This is a genomic window from Arthrobacter sp. MMS24-S77 (genome assembly GCF_054888235.1).
In genome coordinates this window covers 3,727,513-3,744,078 of sequence record NZ_JBTZRN010000001.1, presented here as the reverse complement: position 1 = coordinate 3,744,078, position 16,566 = coordinate 3,727,513, and the positions used below count along the sequence as shown (strand labels likewise).

The window sequence follows — 16,566 nt, the reverse complement described above, 5'->3', positions numbered from 1 at the left end:
GATTTCGCTCAGAGCGGCCGTTCTCTCAGCACACCACTGTTCCTTGGAAGGGCTGACCCGTCCACACATTGCCTGGAGATACCGTGTACAGCCCGTGGATTTGGTACGTCCACGTGCCCTGTGTTGCATTCGGTTTGGTGAATGTTCCGGCGGTTGTCTTCATGTTGCCACCGCCCGGATTCGACACCGTGAAATCGTAGCCGGTGGCCCGCGGGACCGTGCCGTAGCTCACCACAATGATGCTGAGGCTGCGTGCTACGCAGGTGGCCGTCACACTGGCGCCGGTCGGTGCGGGCAGCGACATGGTCCCGACGCTCGTTGAGCCGGTGGCCGTCCCCGTGAATGCAGCTTGTGCGATGCCGGGAGCGAAGACCAATACCGCGGCCGCAGCGAGAACCGCGGCGACGCGCCCGAACGCAGGCGTCTGCGTGGCGTCGGCGGTGCTGCGGCTTCTACGCAAGGTCAGCGGCTTTCTATCAGTGCTTTTTCCAGCTGCGGCTGGTGCTGCCGTACTTTTTCGCTGGCTTCAACCGCAGCGCTGTGATCGGTCATGACCAGGGCGTGTTCCAGGCGGACGCAGTGCTGTTCCATCCGGAGCGCCCCGACCATCGAGGAGCTGGTTTTCAGGCTGAGGACCGCGTCCATGGCCAGCTCGCTGTCGCCCGTGCTCAGGGCCTGGCTGATCTTGTCCACTCGCTGGGGAAGCAGCCTGGTGTACGTGGCCGCGAACTTCCTGGCGGCCTCCTTGCTGTTCATCTCCCTTGCGAGGCGCTTGAGAGGGCGACGGTCCAAGGCCGGAAGGCGGCGTTCCGCGGCGCTGGCTTCCGCGGTGTCGCCGCCTTCCGGCTTTTTCCGCCAAATGGAGGCCAGGAGCATGACCACCAGGGCGGCCGGAGCGCCGTACATCAGGATGTTCAAGACCAGGGGATCCCGGAAGGCACGGATCGCGTTGCCGATGTACGGAACGGTGAACACCTGACGGTCAACGTGGCCTGCTGCCAAGGTTGCAGTCCAGGGGTCGGCGCCGTTGTTGGCGTCGCCTTTGGTGCGAACGGTCGCGGTGCCTTGGCTATTGACGGCGAGGTCAATGATCCGGTGTGTCTCGACCCGCTGGTCGTCCACCGGAATGTGGTAGGTGATGATGTCCCCGACCTTCAGGTCTTGGACCGGGACGGGAACCGTGACCACCACGTCGCCCGGATTGATCAGCGGGGACATGGAGCCGGTCAGCATCGTGCTGGTTTGGTAGCCAAGGACGCGGGGCCCGACGGCGAGGAACAGGAACGCCGCGACGGCCGCAACCATCACTGTGGTGGCGATGAGCCGCACGAAAGACTGGGCAATCTTCGTCCCCATGCCGCGAGTCTTTCCCGTGCCTTCGGTGCCCGGCGTCGCCGTCGTGGTGGGTGTCGCCGTCGTCGTAGTTGTCCGGGAGACCCGCCGCGTGCGGCGGACCAGGGATGCGGTCATGGCTGGGTCTCCGTTCCTGTGGAAGGCCCTCCGCCGTCGTTTTGCATGGGGGGCTCGACGGCGGAGGGCTGGCTAGGGGTGCGGGCTACTTGTTGGTTGCGGTCCGCTGGGTGCCAGTGAAGTTGAAGGCGATGGTGCTGCTCTGACCCTGGAGGGTGTTGTCCGCCGTTGCCGGCAGGGTCAGCGTGACCCGCAGGTTATCGGTCTGGCCGGCGGCAACCGAGGTGAGGTTGCTCAGGGAGAGGTTTGATCCGATGACGGGGTGCGTAGCCAGCACCGAGGTGGTGGTGCCGGAGCAGGTGTACGTGTAAGCGGGGGAGGTGCCGGCTTCGGTCCAGGGGACGGAGCAGTTGTCCACCACCAGCTGAAGGCCCATGGCGGTGTCGGTGTCCAGCTTGGAGGTCGGCAGGGCCGAGGTGGTGAGGGTGATCGCTGACAGTGCCTGGTTTCCGGCGGCGTTGCTCAGGGTGACTGCGCGCTGGACGGTGTCACCGGGGACCATACCCGAAGCGGCGACGCTGAGTCGGTTCGCGGTGCCGGATGCGCCGAGTGCGATGTTCACGGTGCCGGAGGCGACGGCGGCGCTGGCGGAGGTGCTGGAGGTGAAGGCGCCGTAGGTTCCCAGTCCTGCCACGCCGGCAGCTGTGCCGACCAGAGCCAGGGAAGCAATGACTTTACCGGTTGTGGTTTTCAGGTTGAGACCCATGATGATTTCCGTTTCCTTGAAGCCCGTTGGACCGGGATTTCACGGACGTTGCTGCCCGATGACCTCTACTTTCCGGCAGGACTTTTAGGAAGCTGCAAGGATCCCTCAAGCTTTTGTTCAAGATTGGTTAAATATTCGATCAAGTAGTTTTCGAGTGGTGGGAAGCGAGTGTTTGTACTTTCCGAGTAGTGGAAGCGAGTAGCTCAGTAACCGTGCGCGGCGGCGTACTCCGGCAGCGTGCCGTCCCGCAGCGCGGCGGCCACTTCTCCGATTCCCGCGTAATCGGGAAGTACGATCGATTGCCCGTCCGGGGAGGTGCCGGTCCCTGCCGTGGGCAGGGTGAAGAAGACGGCGGCGCCGGGATCCACCGTGCGGAGCCCGTAGGCCAGGATAGCGACGGAGGCAGGGTCAAATCCCTGATCCACGGTGAGGTAATTGGCCGCGAAGTTGACCAGGCCGAGGACACCCGTGGGAGTTTGGATTCCGCCCCTGAGCTTGGACAGGAGCGCCCGGAGGAACGTTTGCTGGTTGCGGACGCGCTGGTAGTCTCCGTCCACGAATGAGTAGCGCTCGCGGACGAACTCCAGGGCCGCTTGCCCGTCCAAATGGTTGACTCCGGCGGGGAAGACGTGATGCGTCTCAAAGCTGGCGGTGAACGGCAGCGTGACATTGACGTCGATCCCGCCGAGGCCATCCGTGAGGGTCTTGAAGCCTTGGAAGTCCAGCATGACGGTGTGGTCTATGTGCGTGCCCAACAATGATTCGACGGTCCGGACCACCAGAGGGATGCCTCCCACCTCAAGGCTGGCGTTGATTTTGGAGGCACCATAGCCCGGGATGTCCACCCAGTTATCGCGCATGATCGAAATGCCGTAGATCGTGTGCCGGTCCGCCGGTACGTGGATCAGCATCAGGCAATCCGAGCGTTGGTCTGATGACTGGCCGGTTGTGATTGTCTGATTGTTTTGTTCCCTGGCATTCGCACGGCTGTCGCTGCCAATCACCAGGATGTTCATGGGCGTTGCGGGCAGTTCAGGGATGGTCGGCGGAGGCGGTACCGCAGGAGCTGGTGCGGGGGACTTGGTCGCTGAAGGGGTGGGGGTGGCGGTTGCGCGCGCGGAGCTGCTCGAGGGAGTGGCTGAGGGCGACGGTCCGGACGAAGTCCTGCCGTTCCCGGCGACGATCGCGGCCACGACGACCACGAGCGCCAGCAGGACCGCCAGTCCCGCCGCGAGCCACAGTCGCCGTCGTCTGTCCATGACCGGAACGTATCACTCAGGTGAGTTAAAAACGCGCACTGCAAAGCCTCAATTTGGCCACAAAAGGGTGCCTACGCGCAGCTGCGGTGTCTCGACAAAATAACGTTATGGGAGCACGATGGGACTTAAATCGCTCGCCTTCATAGGGCCGGCTTTGCCGTGTCCTATCCGTTCCGCAATGGGGGCTCTTTTGCCCACGGAACTGGACGTTATCCCTCCGAGCAAAAAGGAGGAATCCGTTTGGCCCCATTGTCGCAGCGCCGCACCGTATGTGGGGGAGGGGCGGTAGCTGCGAGCTGAAGTTCATAGGGAAGTTCAAGGAAACCGAGTCACCGTCAAACGACGCCATGGTCTCCGGCGCCTCAAAATTTCCAGGCTGGAAACAGCCGGTCAGCACAGATTTTCTAAGGAATGAGTCTTATGACTGCTCATCCAAAACCCTTCATTTTGCCGCGCCTGAGGGCGCTCTTGGTATTGCTGCTTGCCCTGGTGTTGCCGGTGGCACTCAGTGGCACAGCCGTCGCGGACGGCGGCAAATCTGCACGGACGTGGACCGTCCAGGTCGGTTCCGAATCGTCGGACCAGGCCATTCAGGGAATGTCCTTCCTGCCGAAGAACATTTACATCAACGCCGGTGACAAGGTCACGTGGAAGGCCAACGCGGCCGAAATCCACACGGTCACGTTCCTGGCCGAGGGGCAAACCCTCGAGTCCACGCAGCCCTTTGATCCTTCCAACCCGCTGTACTTGTTGGCACAGGGCGGAAGCGACTATGACGGGCACTCCTATTACAACTCCGGCGTGATGTCGAACGTCTCGGACACCGGCTTCCCCACCGTGGAGTCCTACACGTTGACATTCCCGGATACCGGGGACTTCACGTACTACTGCCTGGTGCACGGCGCCGTCATGGTGGGCACAGTTCACGTGCGGGACAAGGGCACGGACTACCCATACACGCAGGGGCAGTACAACAGCCGGGTGAAGAAGGCTGAACGGGCCATCCTCCGCGACGGCTATGAGCAGTGGAACGCAGCACGTGACCAGGCCGATGACCACACTGTCTTTGCCGGTGCCGACAACGGCGTATCCATGGTCATGCGGTTCATAGAGGAGAAAGTTGTGATCCATGTTGGCGAGAGCGTGAGCTTCGTGAACAACGGCATGGGCGCTCCGCATACGGTGACCTTCGGCGCCGAACCGGCCAACGTCTTCCCTCCGGTCGGTGATCCAACGAACTTCACAGGCGGGCAGCTCCATTCCGGCTTCATGACGCCGGGCACCACGTTCACTGTGAAATTCAACAAGGCAGGAGTGTATGACTACATCTGCGCTCTGCACGACTTCATGGGAATGAAGGGCAAGGTGGTAGTGAAGGAGTAGTCACTCGCTTGTTTAGCTGAAGTGTTGAGCCAGGGTGGGAGCCGCGGGCCCCCACCCTTTGCGTGCGTGCCCGACGGCGGTCGGCAACTTCTGCGGGTGCGCGCCCGACGCCTATGCGGGTGAGTGCCCGACGGCGGTCCGCACCCAAGACGCTCGCTCACCTTTGGGGTGTTTTGGCCGGACGCTCGCTCACCTTTCGGTCAACGGCGGCTGCCGCTGTACTCCATTTTGGTCAAGGGTGGCTGCCGCTGTACTCCATTTTGGTCAAGGGTGGCTGCCGCTGTACTCCATTTTGGTCAACGGTGGCTGCCGCTGTACTCCTGGCCTGCAGACATCCTGTACTGCGTGTCGTAGGCTCACCCCAACATCGTTCCGAGAGAGAGAACAGACGACATGGCACGTGTTCCCCAGCCCTCCGAGAAGCGCTGGCCGTCCGAGACCCCGCAGATGCGTAATCCGCAAGGGCCAACTCAGGTGCGCCCGCCGTTCAGCAAGGCGGCCATCACGGGTTTCATCATCAGCTGCGTGGGCCTTTTCGTCTTCGCGATGGCCGGGCCGCTCGGGACAGCCATTTCGGGCATCGGCTTCCGGCGTGCCAGGGAGCACGGTTTGCGTGGGCGCGGCCTCGCCATCGCAGGCATGGTCATAGGCATCGTGGATTTTGCGTTCTATCTCCTCGTCCGGTTCCTGCTTCATCCCTGAGGTGTTCAGCTGAAGCACCCCGACGACAGGCTGCGGACTATCGAGATCCTAGATGAAGTATTCCGTGACGGCGGACATTTCTGCATCTACCACCGGATAATTGACGCGCAAGGGCATACCCGACGCGTGCTGACGGCGGGGCACGGGCATCTGGGCGACTCGGGGATGGTCGCAACCTTGGAGGGCGCCACGATCGATCTGACGTCAACCCTCCGCCGGGAAACAGAACAGGCAGCACGCGACGCCGTCGCCGGTGCCAATGCCACGCGTGGCGTCATCCATCAGGCACGCGGCATCCTGATGGGACGCTTGCTCATTAGCTCCGATGCCGCCTTCAAATTGCTCATTAGCGGTAGTAGCCGGACGAACGTCAAAGTCGCAGTCCTCGCCTCCCAACTTGTTCGCTTGGCGGATAGTGATCAGGGACGGGAAGCGGTGGACGAATTCATCCGGGTGCTCCAAGCCTGCGACCAAGGAGAGGTGTAAGGCGAAGGCGCGTTGCGCTCCGGACCCCAAGACGCTCGCTCACCTTTGGGGTGTTTCCCGCCGACGCGCGCTCACCTTTGGGGTGTTTCCCGCGAACGCTCGCTCACCTTTGGGGTGTTTCCCGCGAACACTCGCTCACCTCCAACCATCAGTTGTGAATCGCAGCAATAGTTCCCAAACTGGACAGCTCTCGTCCTGCTTTCGGGGTGGGACTACCACGTGACCGGCGTTAGCGCGGCCTTTTCGCCGTCGGATTGGCGTTTTAGCTCCAGCGGAAGACCCATGGCGGAACGGGTCAAGGCTGCTGTCGCGGTGGATGCCGTGGTGCGCAGTAGATGCTGGAAGCCATTGATTACACCAGTTGCGTGGGTGCCCTGCCGGACTTTAGTGATCAGGCAACGAGCATGCAAAACAATCCCATGAAAAACAACACAATCAGGACCTTCCGCTGGGCATCCAGCGGCTCGCTTTTCCATCCTGGATGCTTCATGACGAATATCACCATCGGACAAACCAGGAATGTACCGATCAGTGAGAGCACTATCCATTGTGTTAGCGCTTGCTGCATGGCCTCATCGTAGCGACGATGCCACCGCTAACAATTGGTGGCGGGGGTGCCCGGCTGGATCCTGGTTCGCTAGGCTTTCGGCATGGACGGGAGCGAGACATGACACATCGAACCTACCCACACGGTGTCCCATGTTGGATCGACACCGAGCAGCCTGACGTCGACGCGGCCGCTGAGTTCTACGCCGGTCTCTTCGGCTGGTCGTTCGAGGACGTCATGCCGCCGGGGGCGCCGGGCCGTTATTTGATAGCCAAACTCGACGGCGAAGACGTTGGCGGGATGGCCAGCGCCCAGGAGGGGGCCGCGGCGTGGAATACCTACGTTTCTGTTGATGACGCGGATGCCGCGGCGCAGCGACTGGTGTCTGTCGGCGCCACGGTGCTTTCGGCGCCTGCCGATGCGGGCGAGGGTGGTCGGAGTGCGGCGCTGACAGATCCGCAGGGCGCCGAGTTCCGCATTTGGCAGGCCAAGCGACGGCTGGGGGCACAAGTGGTCAATCAGCCGGGGGCTTGGAATTTCAGCGATATCCACACGGCTGACCCCAGCGCGGCCATTGCGTTCTACCAGGACGCGTTTGGCTGGCAGGTCGACGACCTCGGCTTCGCGATGCTGATCCGCAGGCCCGGTTACGGTGACCATCTTGAAGCGACAGTCGATCCGGACATTAGGGCACGGCAATCGGGAGTGGCCACCCCGTCTGGCTTCGAGGATGCGATCGCCTGGATCGCCGCCACCGCCCCCGACGAACCGCCGCGCTGGCACGTCTCGTTCACCGTGGCTGACCGGGACCAGACAGTCGCTGACGCCGAGCGACTCGGTGCCCAGATCCTTAGGCAAGACGACACCCTGTGGACGCGCATCGCGATGATCCGCGACCCCCAGGGTGCGGAGTTCACCGCCAGCCAGTTCACACCGCCGTCGGGCTGATTCGAAGCACAACACTCTCGCCGAGCATTGGTCAGTGGGGGTGGCGCATGATCGCCACGGCCTCACGGATCGCATAGTAGACAATGACCAGGCCGGCCAACGGATCGGCCCACCACCACCCGGCAAGGGCGTCGAGCAAAATCCCGGCCAGGACCGCCGTGGCCAGCAACCCGTCGATGAACGTCACCCTGCCCTCGGCGATGAGCACCGGATTGCCCAAGGCCTTACCCGTGGCCGCCTTGCCGGCCGCGAGAGCGAACATAACCACTGCCGTGACGGCGGTCCAGATGATCCCGGCGGGGCTTGGCTGTGCGTGGTGGCCAGCGGCCAGCGCGAGTCCAGACTGAATGACCAGGTAGGCCGCCAGGGCCACGAAAGCGCCGGCAATGAGTCGCAATGCGAACCGCTGGCGCGCTTCGCCGATCCCTGACAGTTCCCAGATCACTACCGTGCTGGCCCCGATTTCGATCAGGCTATCCAAACCGAACCCGCCCAGCGCTACCGATCCTGCCGTGATAGAGGCGACGGCAAGAACGGCCACTCCGACGACGTTCCAGCCCAGTGTGATCCCCTCGAGGACGAACCCCCGGCGTCGCAGTCGAACCATAGCCGGAGAGCTTTCGGTTTCAGGAAGCATCGGTGTCCCCTTCCCTGGAGTTCCCGGAGGTTGGTGTCGGCATGCCGACGAGACGTTCGATGACCGCTAGTCCCGCAGGGGTGCCTGGCCAATGACGGCGGAGAGAATCCGGACCCGCGGAACGGATCACGGAGCGAAGAACCAAGGCCATGATGATCACGTCATCGGCGTAGCCGATGAGCGGCAAGAAGTCCGGCACAAGATCGATCGGCAAAACCAGATACCCGAGCAACAGGAACAGTTTGATGCGCGCGCCGCGGGACACCGTTGGGTCGGCCGCCAGGCGCTTGAGTACGCGCAGGACATCGGGCAGCAGTCGCAGCGCGTCCCGCATGCCCACCGTCTCGGGATGGGTTCTGGCGTAGGCCCACAAACCCAGCAAAAGCACAACGTAGACGGCAAACAGCCCGGCCAGTATTCCGACGGCAACTTCCCACCATTCCACGGCTCAACTATTCCATGATCGGGCTGGGGGCGATCGCCCTTCCGTGGCGACGTACTCAAGTTCCCCCAAGACGCTCACTCACTTTTGGGGGTGCCTTCCCGGACGCTCGATCACTTGACGTGAGCGAGCGTTCGTCGTTTTGCCCTCATACCTGAGCGAGCGTTGCGGCGCTGACCGTTAGTGCCCGACGGCGGCAATCCCGTCGCGTTGTCGTCGCGCCTTTGTGCCGTTCCCCCTCAGACGCCCGCTCACAAACAAGCCCTCCCGGCTCGACCCTCGCTCAGATGATCTGAGCGAGGGTCCTGGCATTTGGCCATATATGTGAGCGGGCGTCCTGTCGGGCCTGCACCCGGCAACCCGAACGCTTGACGCATCTCGCGCCTTCCGCATATTCTGAACGAACGGTCGGTAAATATTTAGGAGCAACCATGGCATCGCAGAATCTGCAGTCTGTGCCCGCTGAGCTGTCCCGGAAGAGCAAGAGCGGGAGGCGGCCGGTCAGGCGTACTTTGACCGCATCATCTCTGAGGACTCGCGCATCGAACCCCGCGACTGGATGCCGGAGGCCTACCGCAAGACCCTGCTCCGCCAGATCTCCCAGCACGCGCACTCGGAGATCATCGGCATGCAGCCGGAAGCCAACTGGATCACCAGGGCTCCGAGCCTCAAGCGCAAGGCCATCCTGATGGCGAAGGTGCAGGACGAGGCAGGCCACGGCCTGTACCTCTACTCGGCAGCGGAAACCCTTGGCCAAAGCAGGGACAAGATGACCAGCGACTTGATCGCCGGCAAGGCCAGGTACTCGTCCATCTTCAACTACCCCGCGATTTCCTGGGCAGACATGGGTGCGATCGGTTGGCTTGTTGACGGTGCCGCCATCTGCAACCAGGTGCCCCTGTGCCGTGCTTCGTACGGCCCCTACGGACGCGCAATGGTGCGCATCTGCAAGGAAGAGTCGTTCCACCAGCGCCAGGGTTTCGAGATCCTCCTTGAACTGTCCAACGGCACCCCTGCCCAGAAGCAGATGGCCCAGGACGCCGTCAACCGCTGGTATGCGCCGGCGCTGATGATGTTCGGTCCGCCGGACGACGATTCACCCAACTCCAAGCAGTCCATGGCCTGGAACATCAAGCGGTTCAGCAACGACGAACTCCGCAGCCGCTTCGTCGGAATGATGGTGGAGCAAGTCAAGGTCCTGGGCCTCACGCTCCCGGACAAGGAGATCCGTTTCAACGAGGAAACCAAGAAATGGGAGCACGGCCCCCTGGACTGGAACGAGTTCAAAGACGTTCTCGCCGGCAAGGGTCCCTGCAACGCGCAGCGGCTTGAGCGCCGCCGCGAAGCGCACGACGACGGCGCTTGGGTCCGCGAAGCCGCCGCCGAATACGCGCGCAAGCAAGCAGAAAAGGAACACGCAGCATGACCACCCCCGCCACCCCAGCCAACGAATCCCACGAAACTCCCTGGGCCCTCTGGGAGGTCTTCGTCCGCTCCAGCCGCGGCCTGTCCCACGTCCACGCAGGCTCCTTGCACGCTCCTGACGCGGCGATGGCGCTGCGCAACGCCCGCGACCTGTACACGCGCCGCAACGAGGGCGTGTCCATCTGGGTGGTTCCCGCCGAGGCCATTTCCTCGAGCGACCCGGATTCCAAGGGTTCCTTCTTCGAGTCTCCGCAGGGCAAGGATTACCGCCACGCGACGTACTACACCAAGAGCGAAGGCGTGAAGCACCTATGAGCACGCCCGAAACAAACAACACAGACTTCGCCATCGAGGGCCACGGCGACATCTCCGTCGGCGTCAGGGGTGCCGGTGCCTCCGGAGACGGTTCCGCCAGCGCCACGCGCATCACCCCGGGGAACGCCCTGCGTCCCGAGGACATCGCCCTCGAAATCCGCAAGGGACAAGTCAAACCGAGCGAGGACGTCGCGGAATACGCTTTGCGCATCGGCGACGACGGTTTGATCCTCGCCCAGCGCCTGGGCCACTGGATCTCCCGCGCACCCGAGCTTGAGGAAGATGTCGCCCTGGGCAACATTGCGCTCGACCAGTTGGGCCACGCACGGTCCTTCCTCACCTACGCGGGTGCGGCCTGGGACAAGTCCGAGGACGATCTCGCCTACTTCCGCCGCGAGCACGAGTTCCGGTCCGCTCACATTTTCGAGCAGCCGAATGGAGACTTCGCCGTCACCATCGCCCGGCAGTTCATCGTGAGCTACTACCAGTTCGAGCTCTACAAGCGGCTCACTGAGTCCACGGACGCCACCATCGCGGCCATCGCGGCGAAGGCCCTCAAAGAGGTCGACTATCACCGCGACCACAGTGCCCAGTGGGTGCTGCGGCTCGCCGGCGGAACGGAAGAGTCCCGCCGTCGTATTGTCCAGGCCTTCAAGCTCGTCTGGCCGTACGTGGACGAACTCTTCGAGGACGACGAGCTCACGGCCCGCGTCGCGGCAACAAAAGCAGGCGTGCAACCGTCCAGCCTCCGCCCGGACTTCGACCAGCTCACGGGCGAGATCCTGAGCGAAGCCGGCCTGGATGAGGAACTCAAGCTCGGAGCCATCCCGCAGGCTTTGGGTGGCGGCCGCCAGGGCAAGCATTCCGAACACATGGGCTACATCTTGGCCGAGATGCAGGTGCTGGCCCGCGAACATCCCGGTGCAAGCTGGTGACTGTGGTGGACATGTTCGTTCAGGACACAAACCTCAAGGCCAAGCAAACCGCCGAGCAGAAGGCCTGGGGGATTGCGGCCACGGTCTGCGATCCGGAGATTCCCGTCCTCACCATTGAGGATCTGGGGATCCTCCGTAACGTCCGGGTGACGGAGGAACAGAGCGCAGACGGCGGGCTGGTCCCCGCGGTCCAGGTCACCATTACGCCGACGTACTCGGGCTGCCCCGCGATGGACGCCATCCGCGACGACCTCAAGACCGCGTTCAAGGAAGCCGGATACCCGAGCGTCTACGTCGAGCTGGTCCTTGCCCCGGCGTGGACCACGGACTGGATGACAGAGCAAGGCAAGGCAAAGCTGCAAGAGTACGGAATCGCACCTCCAAGTGGAAAAGCAGCGGCCGGCGGCCACTCGGGCCCTGTGCGGCTCAAGCTCGCCGTGAAATGCCCCCAGTGTTCTTCGCTCAACACCAAGGAACTCACCCGCTTTGGTTCCACGTCCTGCAAGGCGCTCTTCGTCTGCCAGGACTGCAAGGAACCGTTCGACTACTTCAAAGTCCTGTAAGGAATCCGACATGCCCGTTGTCCGCCAAACCGCAGCCGAACAAGCGCAGGCCACCGGCCGCCGTCGTGCGTCTTTTCATTCCCTCAGCGTTTCGGAGGTCCGCCGCCTGACTGACGACGCCATTGAGGTCACCTTCGGTGTTCCTGTTGAGCTCGCCGGCCAGTACGACTACCTTCCCGGCCAGTACGTGGCTCTGCGGACCACGCTCCCTGATGAGAGCGGTGAGCCGCACGAGGTCCGCCGCAGCTACTCCATCTGTGCCGAGCCACGGAGCTTCGCGGACGGCAGCAGCGAGATCCGCGTGGCCATCAAGAAGGACCTGGGCGGCATCTTTTCCACGTGGGCGAATGCGGAACTCAAGGCCGGCGACACCCTGGACGTCATGAGCCCCATGGGCGCGTTCATTTCCAAGCACGGCAAGGACGGCAAGACTGTCCAGCAAAATGTCATGAACTCCATGAACAATCCGCAGAACATGGCAGGCGAGTTCGGCGACGCTGGTTCCTTCGTGGCCATTGCCGCCGGCTCGGGCATCACCCCGGTGATCGCGATCGCGCGCACCCTGCTGGCCGCGAACCCGGAAACGCGTTTCGACCTGATCTACGCGAACAAGGCCGCCATGGACGTCATGTTCCTCGAGGAATTGGCGGACTTGAAGGACAAGTACCCGTCGCGCCTGGCGTTGCACCATGTGTTGTCGCGCGAGCAGCGCATTGCCCCGCTCATGACGGGACGCATCGACGCCGAGAAGCTGCAGCAACTGCTCAGCACGGCCATCCATGCGGAGGACGTGGACGAATGGTTCCTGTGCGGGCCGTTCGAGCTGGTCCAGCTGTGCCGCGATACCCTCGCTGCCCGCGGCGTTGAGCCCGAGCACGTCCGCTTTGAGCTCTTCACCACCGGCCGCCCGGACCGCCCCGAGGGCAACGCGGGCAGGCCCGTTGTGGAGGACGAGTCGCAGGACACGTTCAAGATCACCTTCAAGCTGGATGGGTTGACCGGCGATGTCGCCAGCCCCACCCACGCACGGGAATCGATTCTGAATGCGGCTTTGCGCGTCCGCCCGGACGTACCGTTCGCGTGCGCCGGTGGCGTGTGCGGCACCTGCCGCGCCAAACTGGTCACCGGGACGGTCAGCATGGACGAGAACTACGCCTTGGAGCAGGATGAGTTGGACAAGGGCTACGTGCTCACGTGCCAGGCTCACCCCACCAGTGAATCCGTCACGGTCGATTTCGACGTCTAAGGAAGAAACGAATGATCGAGCTCTCCATCGCCAACGGCATCGCCGAAATTGTTCTCAACGCCCCGGAAAAGCTGAATTCGCTTGACGAGGCAGCGCTCGCGGAACTGGATAGAGCGTACGACGACGCCGCTGCCGCCGCCTCGCGCGGCATGGTGCGGGCGTTGCTCCTCCGCGGAGAGGGCCGCGCCTTTTGCGCGGGCCGGGACATTGCGGGCGTGACCCCGGAGAGCGACGACGCCAAGGCGTACCTGAGCGGGCTCGTTGAGCCTTTGTTAAAGAAGATGGCAGCTTTCCCTGCCCCGACCTTCGCCGCTGCGCATGGTGCGTGCCTGGGCGTCGGGCTTGGCCTGTTGCTGGCCACGGACGTGGTGTACGTGGCGGAGAACGCCAAGTTCGGTTCGCCGTTCGCCAAGCTGGGCGCCACCCTGGACTCGGGCGGGCACTGGTACTTCACGGAACGCCTGGGCATGCACCGGACCTTGGACCTGATCTATACCGCGGATCTGATCAGCGGCGCCGAGGCGGTTGCGCAGGGAATGTTCAGCCGGGTCATGCCGGACGACGACTTGCTGATTGCGACACGGAGCATCGTGGAGCGGGTGGCGGCCGGAGCAACGGGTGCGTTCACCGCCAGCAAGGAACTGGTGGCCCACATCCGCGACAAGCGCCTTGGCCTGTGGGCCTCCATGGCTGAGGAGAACGGGGAACAGGCGCGCTTGTGCAAGACCGAGGATTACGCCGAAGGTTTCCGGGCGTTCCAGGAGAAGCGGGCACCGGTTTTTAGGGGGTAGGGGGCGTCTCACCATGCCGTGACTGGACCGCACGCATTGGGTGTCCTGCGAGGTTCCAGTACGTGATGGTGTGGCCCTCGGAACAGAACGGTCGGCCAATTCGGCGACGTTCCAGAGTCACGTCGCCAACCAGCTCGATGTACCAAGTCTCAAGTAGTTGAGTGCGACACTTCGGGGATTTATGCGAAGACGCTCGCTGATCCCTCCTGAACGGAAATGCTCGGAGTCCGCCAGAGCGACGATTGCTACAAAGACCGACCAGCGCAACTTAGCCGAGCATTTCGCGCGCCTTCGACGGTCGTGAGCTCCGGGAGCACGCGCTTGGGGATCACTACTGTGCCGATCTGATCGGCGAGCCCGACTATCCCACACCAGGGAGGAACGCAAGGGAGGAGGTGCTGCCCCGTGGCTTTAAGGCCCGGGGTTACAGCTCACAGTACGATACGGGCGAACCTTGCCCCACCCCTAGATCTCAAGTCCGGCTCATTCAGGGCAGCTTATGCAATGCATGCTTCTTGCTTGTGGCGTGGGGACTACGGTTCTGACTGTCGTGTCGGCGAGTTGGTCCGTGACGGATTTCAGGCACGCATGGAGGGGGCCATGGGCGATTTACATGTTGCTGTGGTTGTAGAAGAAGATGCAGACATGCGCAACCTGCTTGAGGGCGTGCTGCTTCAGTCGGGTTTCGAAGTCCACGCCGTAGCCGGCGGCCGCGAAGGCATTGAGACTGTCCGGGGCCTGAAGCCGCACATCGTGACATTGGATGTCGGATTACCGGACATTGACGGATTTGAGGTCCTGCGCCGCATCCGCATGTTTAGCAACGCCTACGTCGTTATCGTCACTGACAGAAGTGATGAGACCGACCTGCTGGCTGCCCTTCACTCCGGAGCCGACGGCTTCATCACCAAGCCCTTCCGGCCCCGGGAGCTTCGTGCCAGAATTGCGGCGATGATGCGCCGACCACGGTCGCCATTACTTGCCGAGCCGGCATCGGCCGAACTCCAGCCCCCGGAATGGCCACCATCGAACTTCCGAGGGCCGGAGTCTAGTTGGCCATAAGTTCTGCCAGGCGGTGTTCCGACCAAAGGTCAGTTTGCCCCCGAGGTCTAGGCGCACCTCCGGGATCTCCTCCGATAGGCTCGGCGGATGAGTGAAAGTACCCCGCGGCTTGCGGGCTATCTGGACAAGCAACTGCCCGGACTTTATCAGGCCCTTTCCGGCTACGCGGAGCAGGTCACCGCCGAGGCAGACCGGACGGGGATCCCGCGTCGCACCCTGGAGTTGGTGAATTACCGGGCCTCTCAGATCAACGGCTGCGCGTTCTGCTTGGACCTGCACCACCGCCGCGCCATCAAGTATGGCGAGACCGAGCAGCGGCTTGCCCTGTTGTCCGTGTACGGCGAAGTAGCTCTCTTCAGCGAGGCCGAAAAGGTGGCGCTTGAACTGGCCGAACAGATCACGCGAATGAGCACGGCTCGTCCCACGGCCGAGTTGTTTTCCCGCGCACGCAAGGTTTACACCGAGGAACAGATCAGTGTGCTGTGCATGGCCTGCATCGGCATCAACGCCTTCAATCGCTTGTCTATCCTGAGCGAGCACCCGGTGCGCGAGGCTCGGAGCTAGGACCCCTGCGTGGTGAGGCGAGCGTAGCGGAGACTCCTGTGGATTGTGCCAGCAAAGTCATGGGCTGTGCCGCCCCAAGTACGGATTATGTCAGAGGACAGGGGCCGGAAGGGGCCGCACATCTTGGCGCAGATCCCTCGCTGCGGACCTCAGCTGCTAAAGAGAACTTAGTCAAGGGGCAGGACATTGAGTGCTTGGCGGCGCGCCTCTGCTCTGGGCCGGGCGGATTCAGTGCTCTGGGCGTGTGGCTCGAACGAAACACATGACTCATGTCGATGCCTCCCGAGCTCTGGCTGCGCGATAAGCTGTCCACCGTAGAGCGTCGCAAGACGTGACGATTCTTGGAGGGGGACGCTGACCTATGCCAGTACCGTTAGTGATTATTGGCGGTGGAGGCTTTGGCCGAGAATCCATCGACGTAGTTGAGGCGATTAATAGAACTGGGCCTGATCCCGTTTTTGAGCTTCTTGGGGTCATCGATGACAGCTTGACTGACGTCGGCTTGCGGCGGCTTACCGAACGCGGGTACAAGCACCTCGGGAGTCTTCAGGACTGGCTAAAACTGCATAGGCAAGCACACTATGTAGTCGCTGTGGGAGACCCGAAAGTTCGGCGGAGACTGTCGTTGACTATGCAGGCAGACGGTCGATTTGAGGCTGCGACGCTTACACATCCGGCAGCAGTGATTGGATCCAGAAGTAAGATCGGCGCAGGGACGGTTATCTGCTCAGGGGTCCAGGTTTCAACGAATGTGAAACTAGGTGACCACGTTCATTTGAACCCGGGCTCCATAGTCGGACACGATGCGCAGGTGGGAGACTTTGTTTCAGTGAACCCGGGAGCCATAGTATCTGGAGAAACGGTCGTTGAAGATTTGTGCTTGATGGGTGCTGGCTCGGTGCTACTTCAGGGCCTAAGAGTGGAGTCTGGTTCCACGGTCGGGGCTGGAGCCGTCGTGACGCGCCATGTCGCACCGATGGCAACGGTCAAGGGCGTTCCCGCGCGATGACAATCCTCCAGGTAGCCGACGGGGTCAAAGCTGTAATCATCACGCCAAAAGCCGTAACGCCAATGTTTCTGGAGGA

Annotated in this window: 18 protein-coding genes and 2 pseudogenes; 13 read left to right on the top strand and 7 right to left on the bottom strand. The window is 62.6% G+C overall.

Annotation, left to right across the window (positions count from 1 at the left end):
- Nucleotides 1-25: 25 nt before the first annotated feature.
- The 4 genes from ACX5I4_RS17175 to ACX5I4_RS17160 all read right to left on the bottom strand — a co-directional run bounded on the left by ACX5I4_RS17175 (nucleotide 26) and on the right by ACX5I4_RS17160 (nucleotide 3,435).
- The gene (locus ACX5I4_RS17175; protein WP_461837702.1) at nucleotides 26-460 is read right to left on the bottom strand and encodes a hypothetical protein; all 435 of its coding nucleotides are present in this window, start codon (nucleotides 458-460) and stop codon (nucleotides 26-28) included.
- A 2-nt stretch (nucleotides 461-462) separates the two neighbouring features.
- Entirely contained in the window at nucleotides 463-1,470 is a 1,008-nt protein-coding gene (locus ACX5I4_RS17170) for a signal peptidase I (protein WP_461837701.1), read from the bottom strand.
- An 85-nt stretch (nucleotides 1,471-1,555) separates the two neighbouring features.
- On the bottom strand, nucleotides 1,556-2,176 hold the full coding sequence (locus ACX5I4_RS17165; protein ID WP_461837700.1) for a TasA family protein: 621 nt from the start codon (nucleotides 2,174-2,176) through the stop codon (nucleotides 1,556-1,558).
- Between the two features lie 203 nt (nucleotides 2,177-2,379).
- The gene (locus ACX5I4_RS17160; protein WP_461837699.1) at nucleotides 2,380-3,435 is read right to left on the bottom strand and encodes an LCP family protein; all 1,056 of its coding nucleotides are present in this window, start codon (nucleotides 3,433-3,435) and stop codon (nucleotides 2,380-2,382) included.
- Between the two features lie 420 nt (nucleotides 3,436-3,855).
- Between ACX5I4_RS17160 and ACX5I4_RS17155 the strand changes: the two genes are divergently transcribed.
- From ACX5I4_RS17155 to ACX5I4_RS17145, 3 genes are all read left to right on the top strand, one after another.
- Nucleotides 3,856-4,818 (top strand): plastocyanin/azurin family copper-binding protein, encoded by a 963-nt coding sequence (locus tag ACX5I4_RS17155; RefSeq protein WP_461837698.1) that lies wholly within the window; start codon nucleotides 3,856-3,858, stop codon nucleotides 4,816-4,818.
- Between the two features lie 393 nt (nucleotides 4,819-5,211).
- Nucleotides 5,212-5,520, top strand: coding sequence for a DUF4190 domain-containing protein (locus ACX5I4_RS17150; RefSeq protein WP_461837697.1), 309 nt, complete (start codon nucleotides 5,212-5,214; stop codon nucleotides 5,518-5,520).
- A gap of 9 nt (nucleotides 5,521-5,529) precedes the next feature.
- Nucleotides 5,530-6,006 carry a PAS and ANTAR domain-containing protein gene (locus ACX5I4_RS17145; protein WP_461838762.1) on the top strand — a complete coding sequence of 159 codons (477 nt, stop codon included), beginning with the start codon at nucleotides 5,530-5,532 and terminating at the stop codon, nucleotides 6,004-6,006.
- A gap of 212 nt (nucleotides 6,007-6,218) precedes the next feature.
- On the opposite strand, the gene ACX5I4_RS17140 is transcribed toward ACX5I4_RS17145, so the two are convergent.
- Nucleotides 6,219-6,518 carry a hypothetical protein gene (locus ACX5I4_RS17140; protein ID WP_461837696.1) on the bottom strand — a complete coding sequence of 100 codons (300 nt, stop codon included), beginning with the start codon at nucleotides 6,516-6,518 and terminating at the stop codon, nucleotides 6,219-6,221.
- A gap of 155 nt (nucleotides 6,519-6,673) precedes the next feature.
- Here ACX5I4_RS17140 and ACX5I4_RS17135 point away from each other — a divergent pair, with 155 nt between their 5' ends.
- Complete coding sequence (locus tag ACX5I4_RS17135) at nucleotides 6,674-7,501, top strand: VOC family protein (RefSeq protein WP_461837695.1); 828 nt, start codon at nucleotides 6,674-6,676, stop codon at nucleotides 7,499-7,501.
- A gap of 31 nt (nucleotides 7,502-7,532) precedes the next feature.
- Here the strand turns inward: ACX5I4_RS17135 and ACX5I4_RS17130 are convergent, their stop codons facing one another.
- Together ACX5I4_RS17130 and ACX5I4_RS17125 are read right to left on the bottom strand one after the other, a co-directional pair.
- Entirely contained in the window at nucleotides 7,533-8,138 is a 606-nt protein-coding gene (locus tag ACX5I4_RS17130) for a cation transporter (RefSeq protein ID WP_461837694.1), read from the bottom strand.
- The gene (locus ACX5I4_RS17125) at nucleotides 8,128-8,583 is read right to left on the bottom strand and encodes a YkvA family protein (RefSeq protein WP_461837693.1); all 456 of its coding nucleotides are present in this window, start codon (nucleotides 8,581-8,583) and stop codon (nucleotides 8,128-8,130) included. Before ACX5I4_RS17125 ends, ACX5I4_RS17130 begins: the two co-directional genes overlap by 11 nt.
- Before the next feature lie 428 nt (nucleotides 8,584-9,011).
- On the opposite strand from ACX5I4_RS17125, the pseudogene paaA reads away from it, so the two are divergent.
- The 9 genes and pseudogenes from paaA to ACX5I4_RS17080 all read left to right on the top strand — a co-directional run bounded on the left by paaA (nucleotide 9,012) and on the right by ACX5I4_RS17080 (nucleotide 16,490).
- Nucleotides 9,012-10,006, top strand: a pseudogene (gene paaA, locus ACX5I4_RS17120) (1,2-phenylacetyl-CoA epoxidase subunit PaaA).
- Nucleotides 10,003-10,320, top strand: coding sequence for a 1,2-phenylacetyl-CoA epoxidase subunit PaaB (gene paaB, locus ACX5I4_RS17115; protein ID WP_461837692.1), 318 nt, complete (start codon nucleotides 10,003-10,005; stop codon nucleotides 10,318-10,320). The pseudogene paaA and the gene paaB overlap by 4 nt, the downstream one beginning before the upstream one ends.
- Nucleotides 10,317-11,255 carry a 1,2-phenylacetyl-CoA epoxidase subunit PaaC gene (gene paaC, locus ACX5I4_RS17110; protein ID WP_461837691.1) on the top strand — a complete coding sequence of 313 codons (939 nt, stop codon included), beginning with the start codon at nucleotides 10,317-10,319 and terminating at the stop codon, nucleotides 11,253-11,255. The genes paaB and paaC overlap by 4 nt, the downstream gene beginning before the upstream one ends.
- 11 nt (nucleotides 11,256-11,266) lie before the next feature.
- Complete coding sequence (paaD, locus tag ACX5I4_RS17105) at nucleotides 11,267-11,818, top strand: 1,2-phenylacetyl-CoA epoxidase subunit PaaD (RefSeq protein ID WP_461837690.1); 552 nt, start codon at nucleotides 11,267-11,269, stop codon at nucleotides 11,816-11,818.
- A 10-nt stretch (nucleotides 11,819-11,828) separates the two neighbouring features.
- Nucleotides 11,829-13,064 carry a 1,2-phenylacetyl-CoA epoxidase subunit PaaE gene (paaE, locus tag ACX5I4_RS17100; RefSeq protein ID WP_461837689.1) on the top strand — a complete coding sequence of 412 codons (1,236 nt, stop codon included), beginning with the start codon at nucleotides 11,829-11,831 and terminating at the stop codon, nucleotides 13,062-13,064.
- 11 nt (nucleotides 13,065-13,075) lie between these two features.
- A complete protein-coding gene (locus ACX5I4_RS17095) occupies nucleotides 13,076-13,855 on the top strand; it encodes an enoyl-CoA hydratase/isomerase family protein (protein WP_461837688.1) in 780 nt (259 codons plus the stop codon).
- Nucleotides 13,856-14,455: 600 nt separating this feature from the next.
- A pseudogene (locus ACX5I4_RS17090) lies at nucleotides 14,456-14,854 on the top strand (response regulator transcription factor); the annotation flags it as partial.
- 150 nt (nucleotides 14,855-15,004) lie between these two features.
- The gene (locus tag ACX5I4_RS17085; RefSeq protein WP_461837687.1) at nucleotides 15,005-15,481 is read left to right on the top strand and encodes a carboxymuconolactone decarboxylase family protein; all 477 of its coding nucleotides are present in this window, start codon (nucleotides 15,005-15,007) and stop codon (nucleotides 15,479-15,481) included.
- Between the two features lie 361 nt (nucleotides 15,482-15,842).
- Complete coding sequence (locus tag ACX5I4_RS17080) at nucleotides 15,843-16,490, top strand: acetyltransferase (protein ID WP_461837686.1); 648 nt, start codon at nucleotides 15,843-15,845, stop codon at nucleotides 16,488-16,490.
- Nucleotides 16,491-16,566 lie beyond the last annotated feature (76 nt).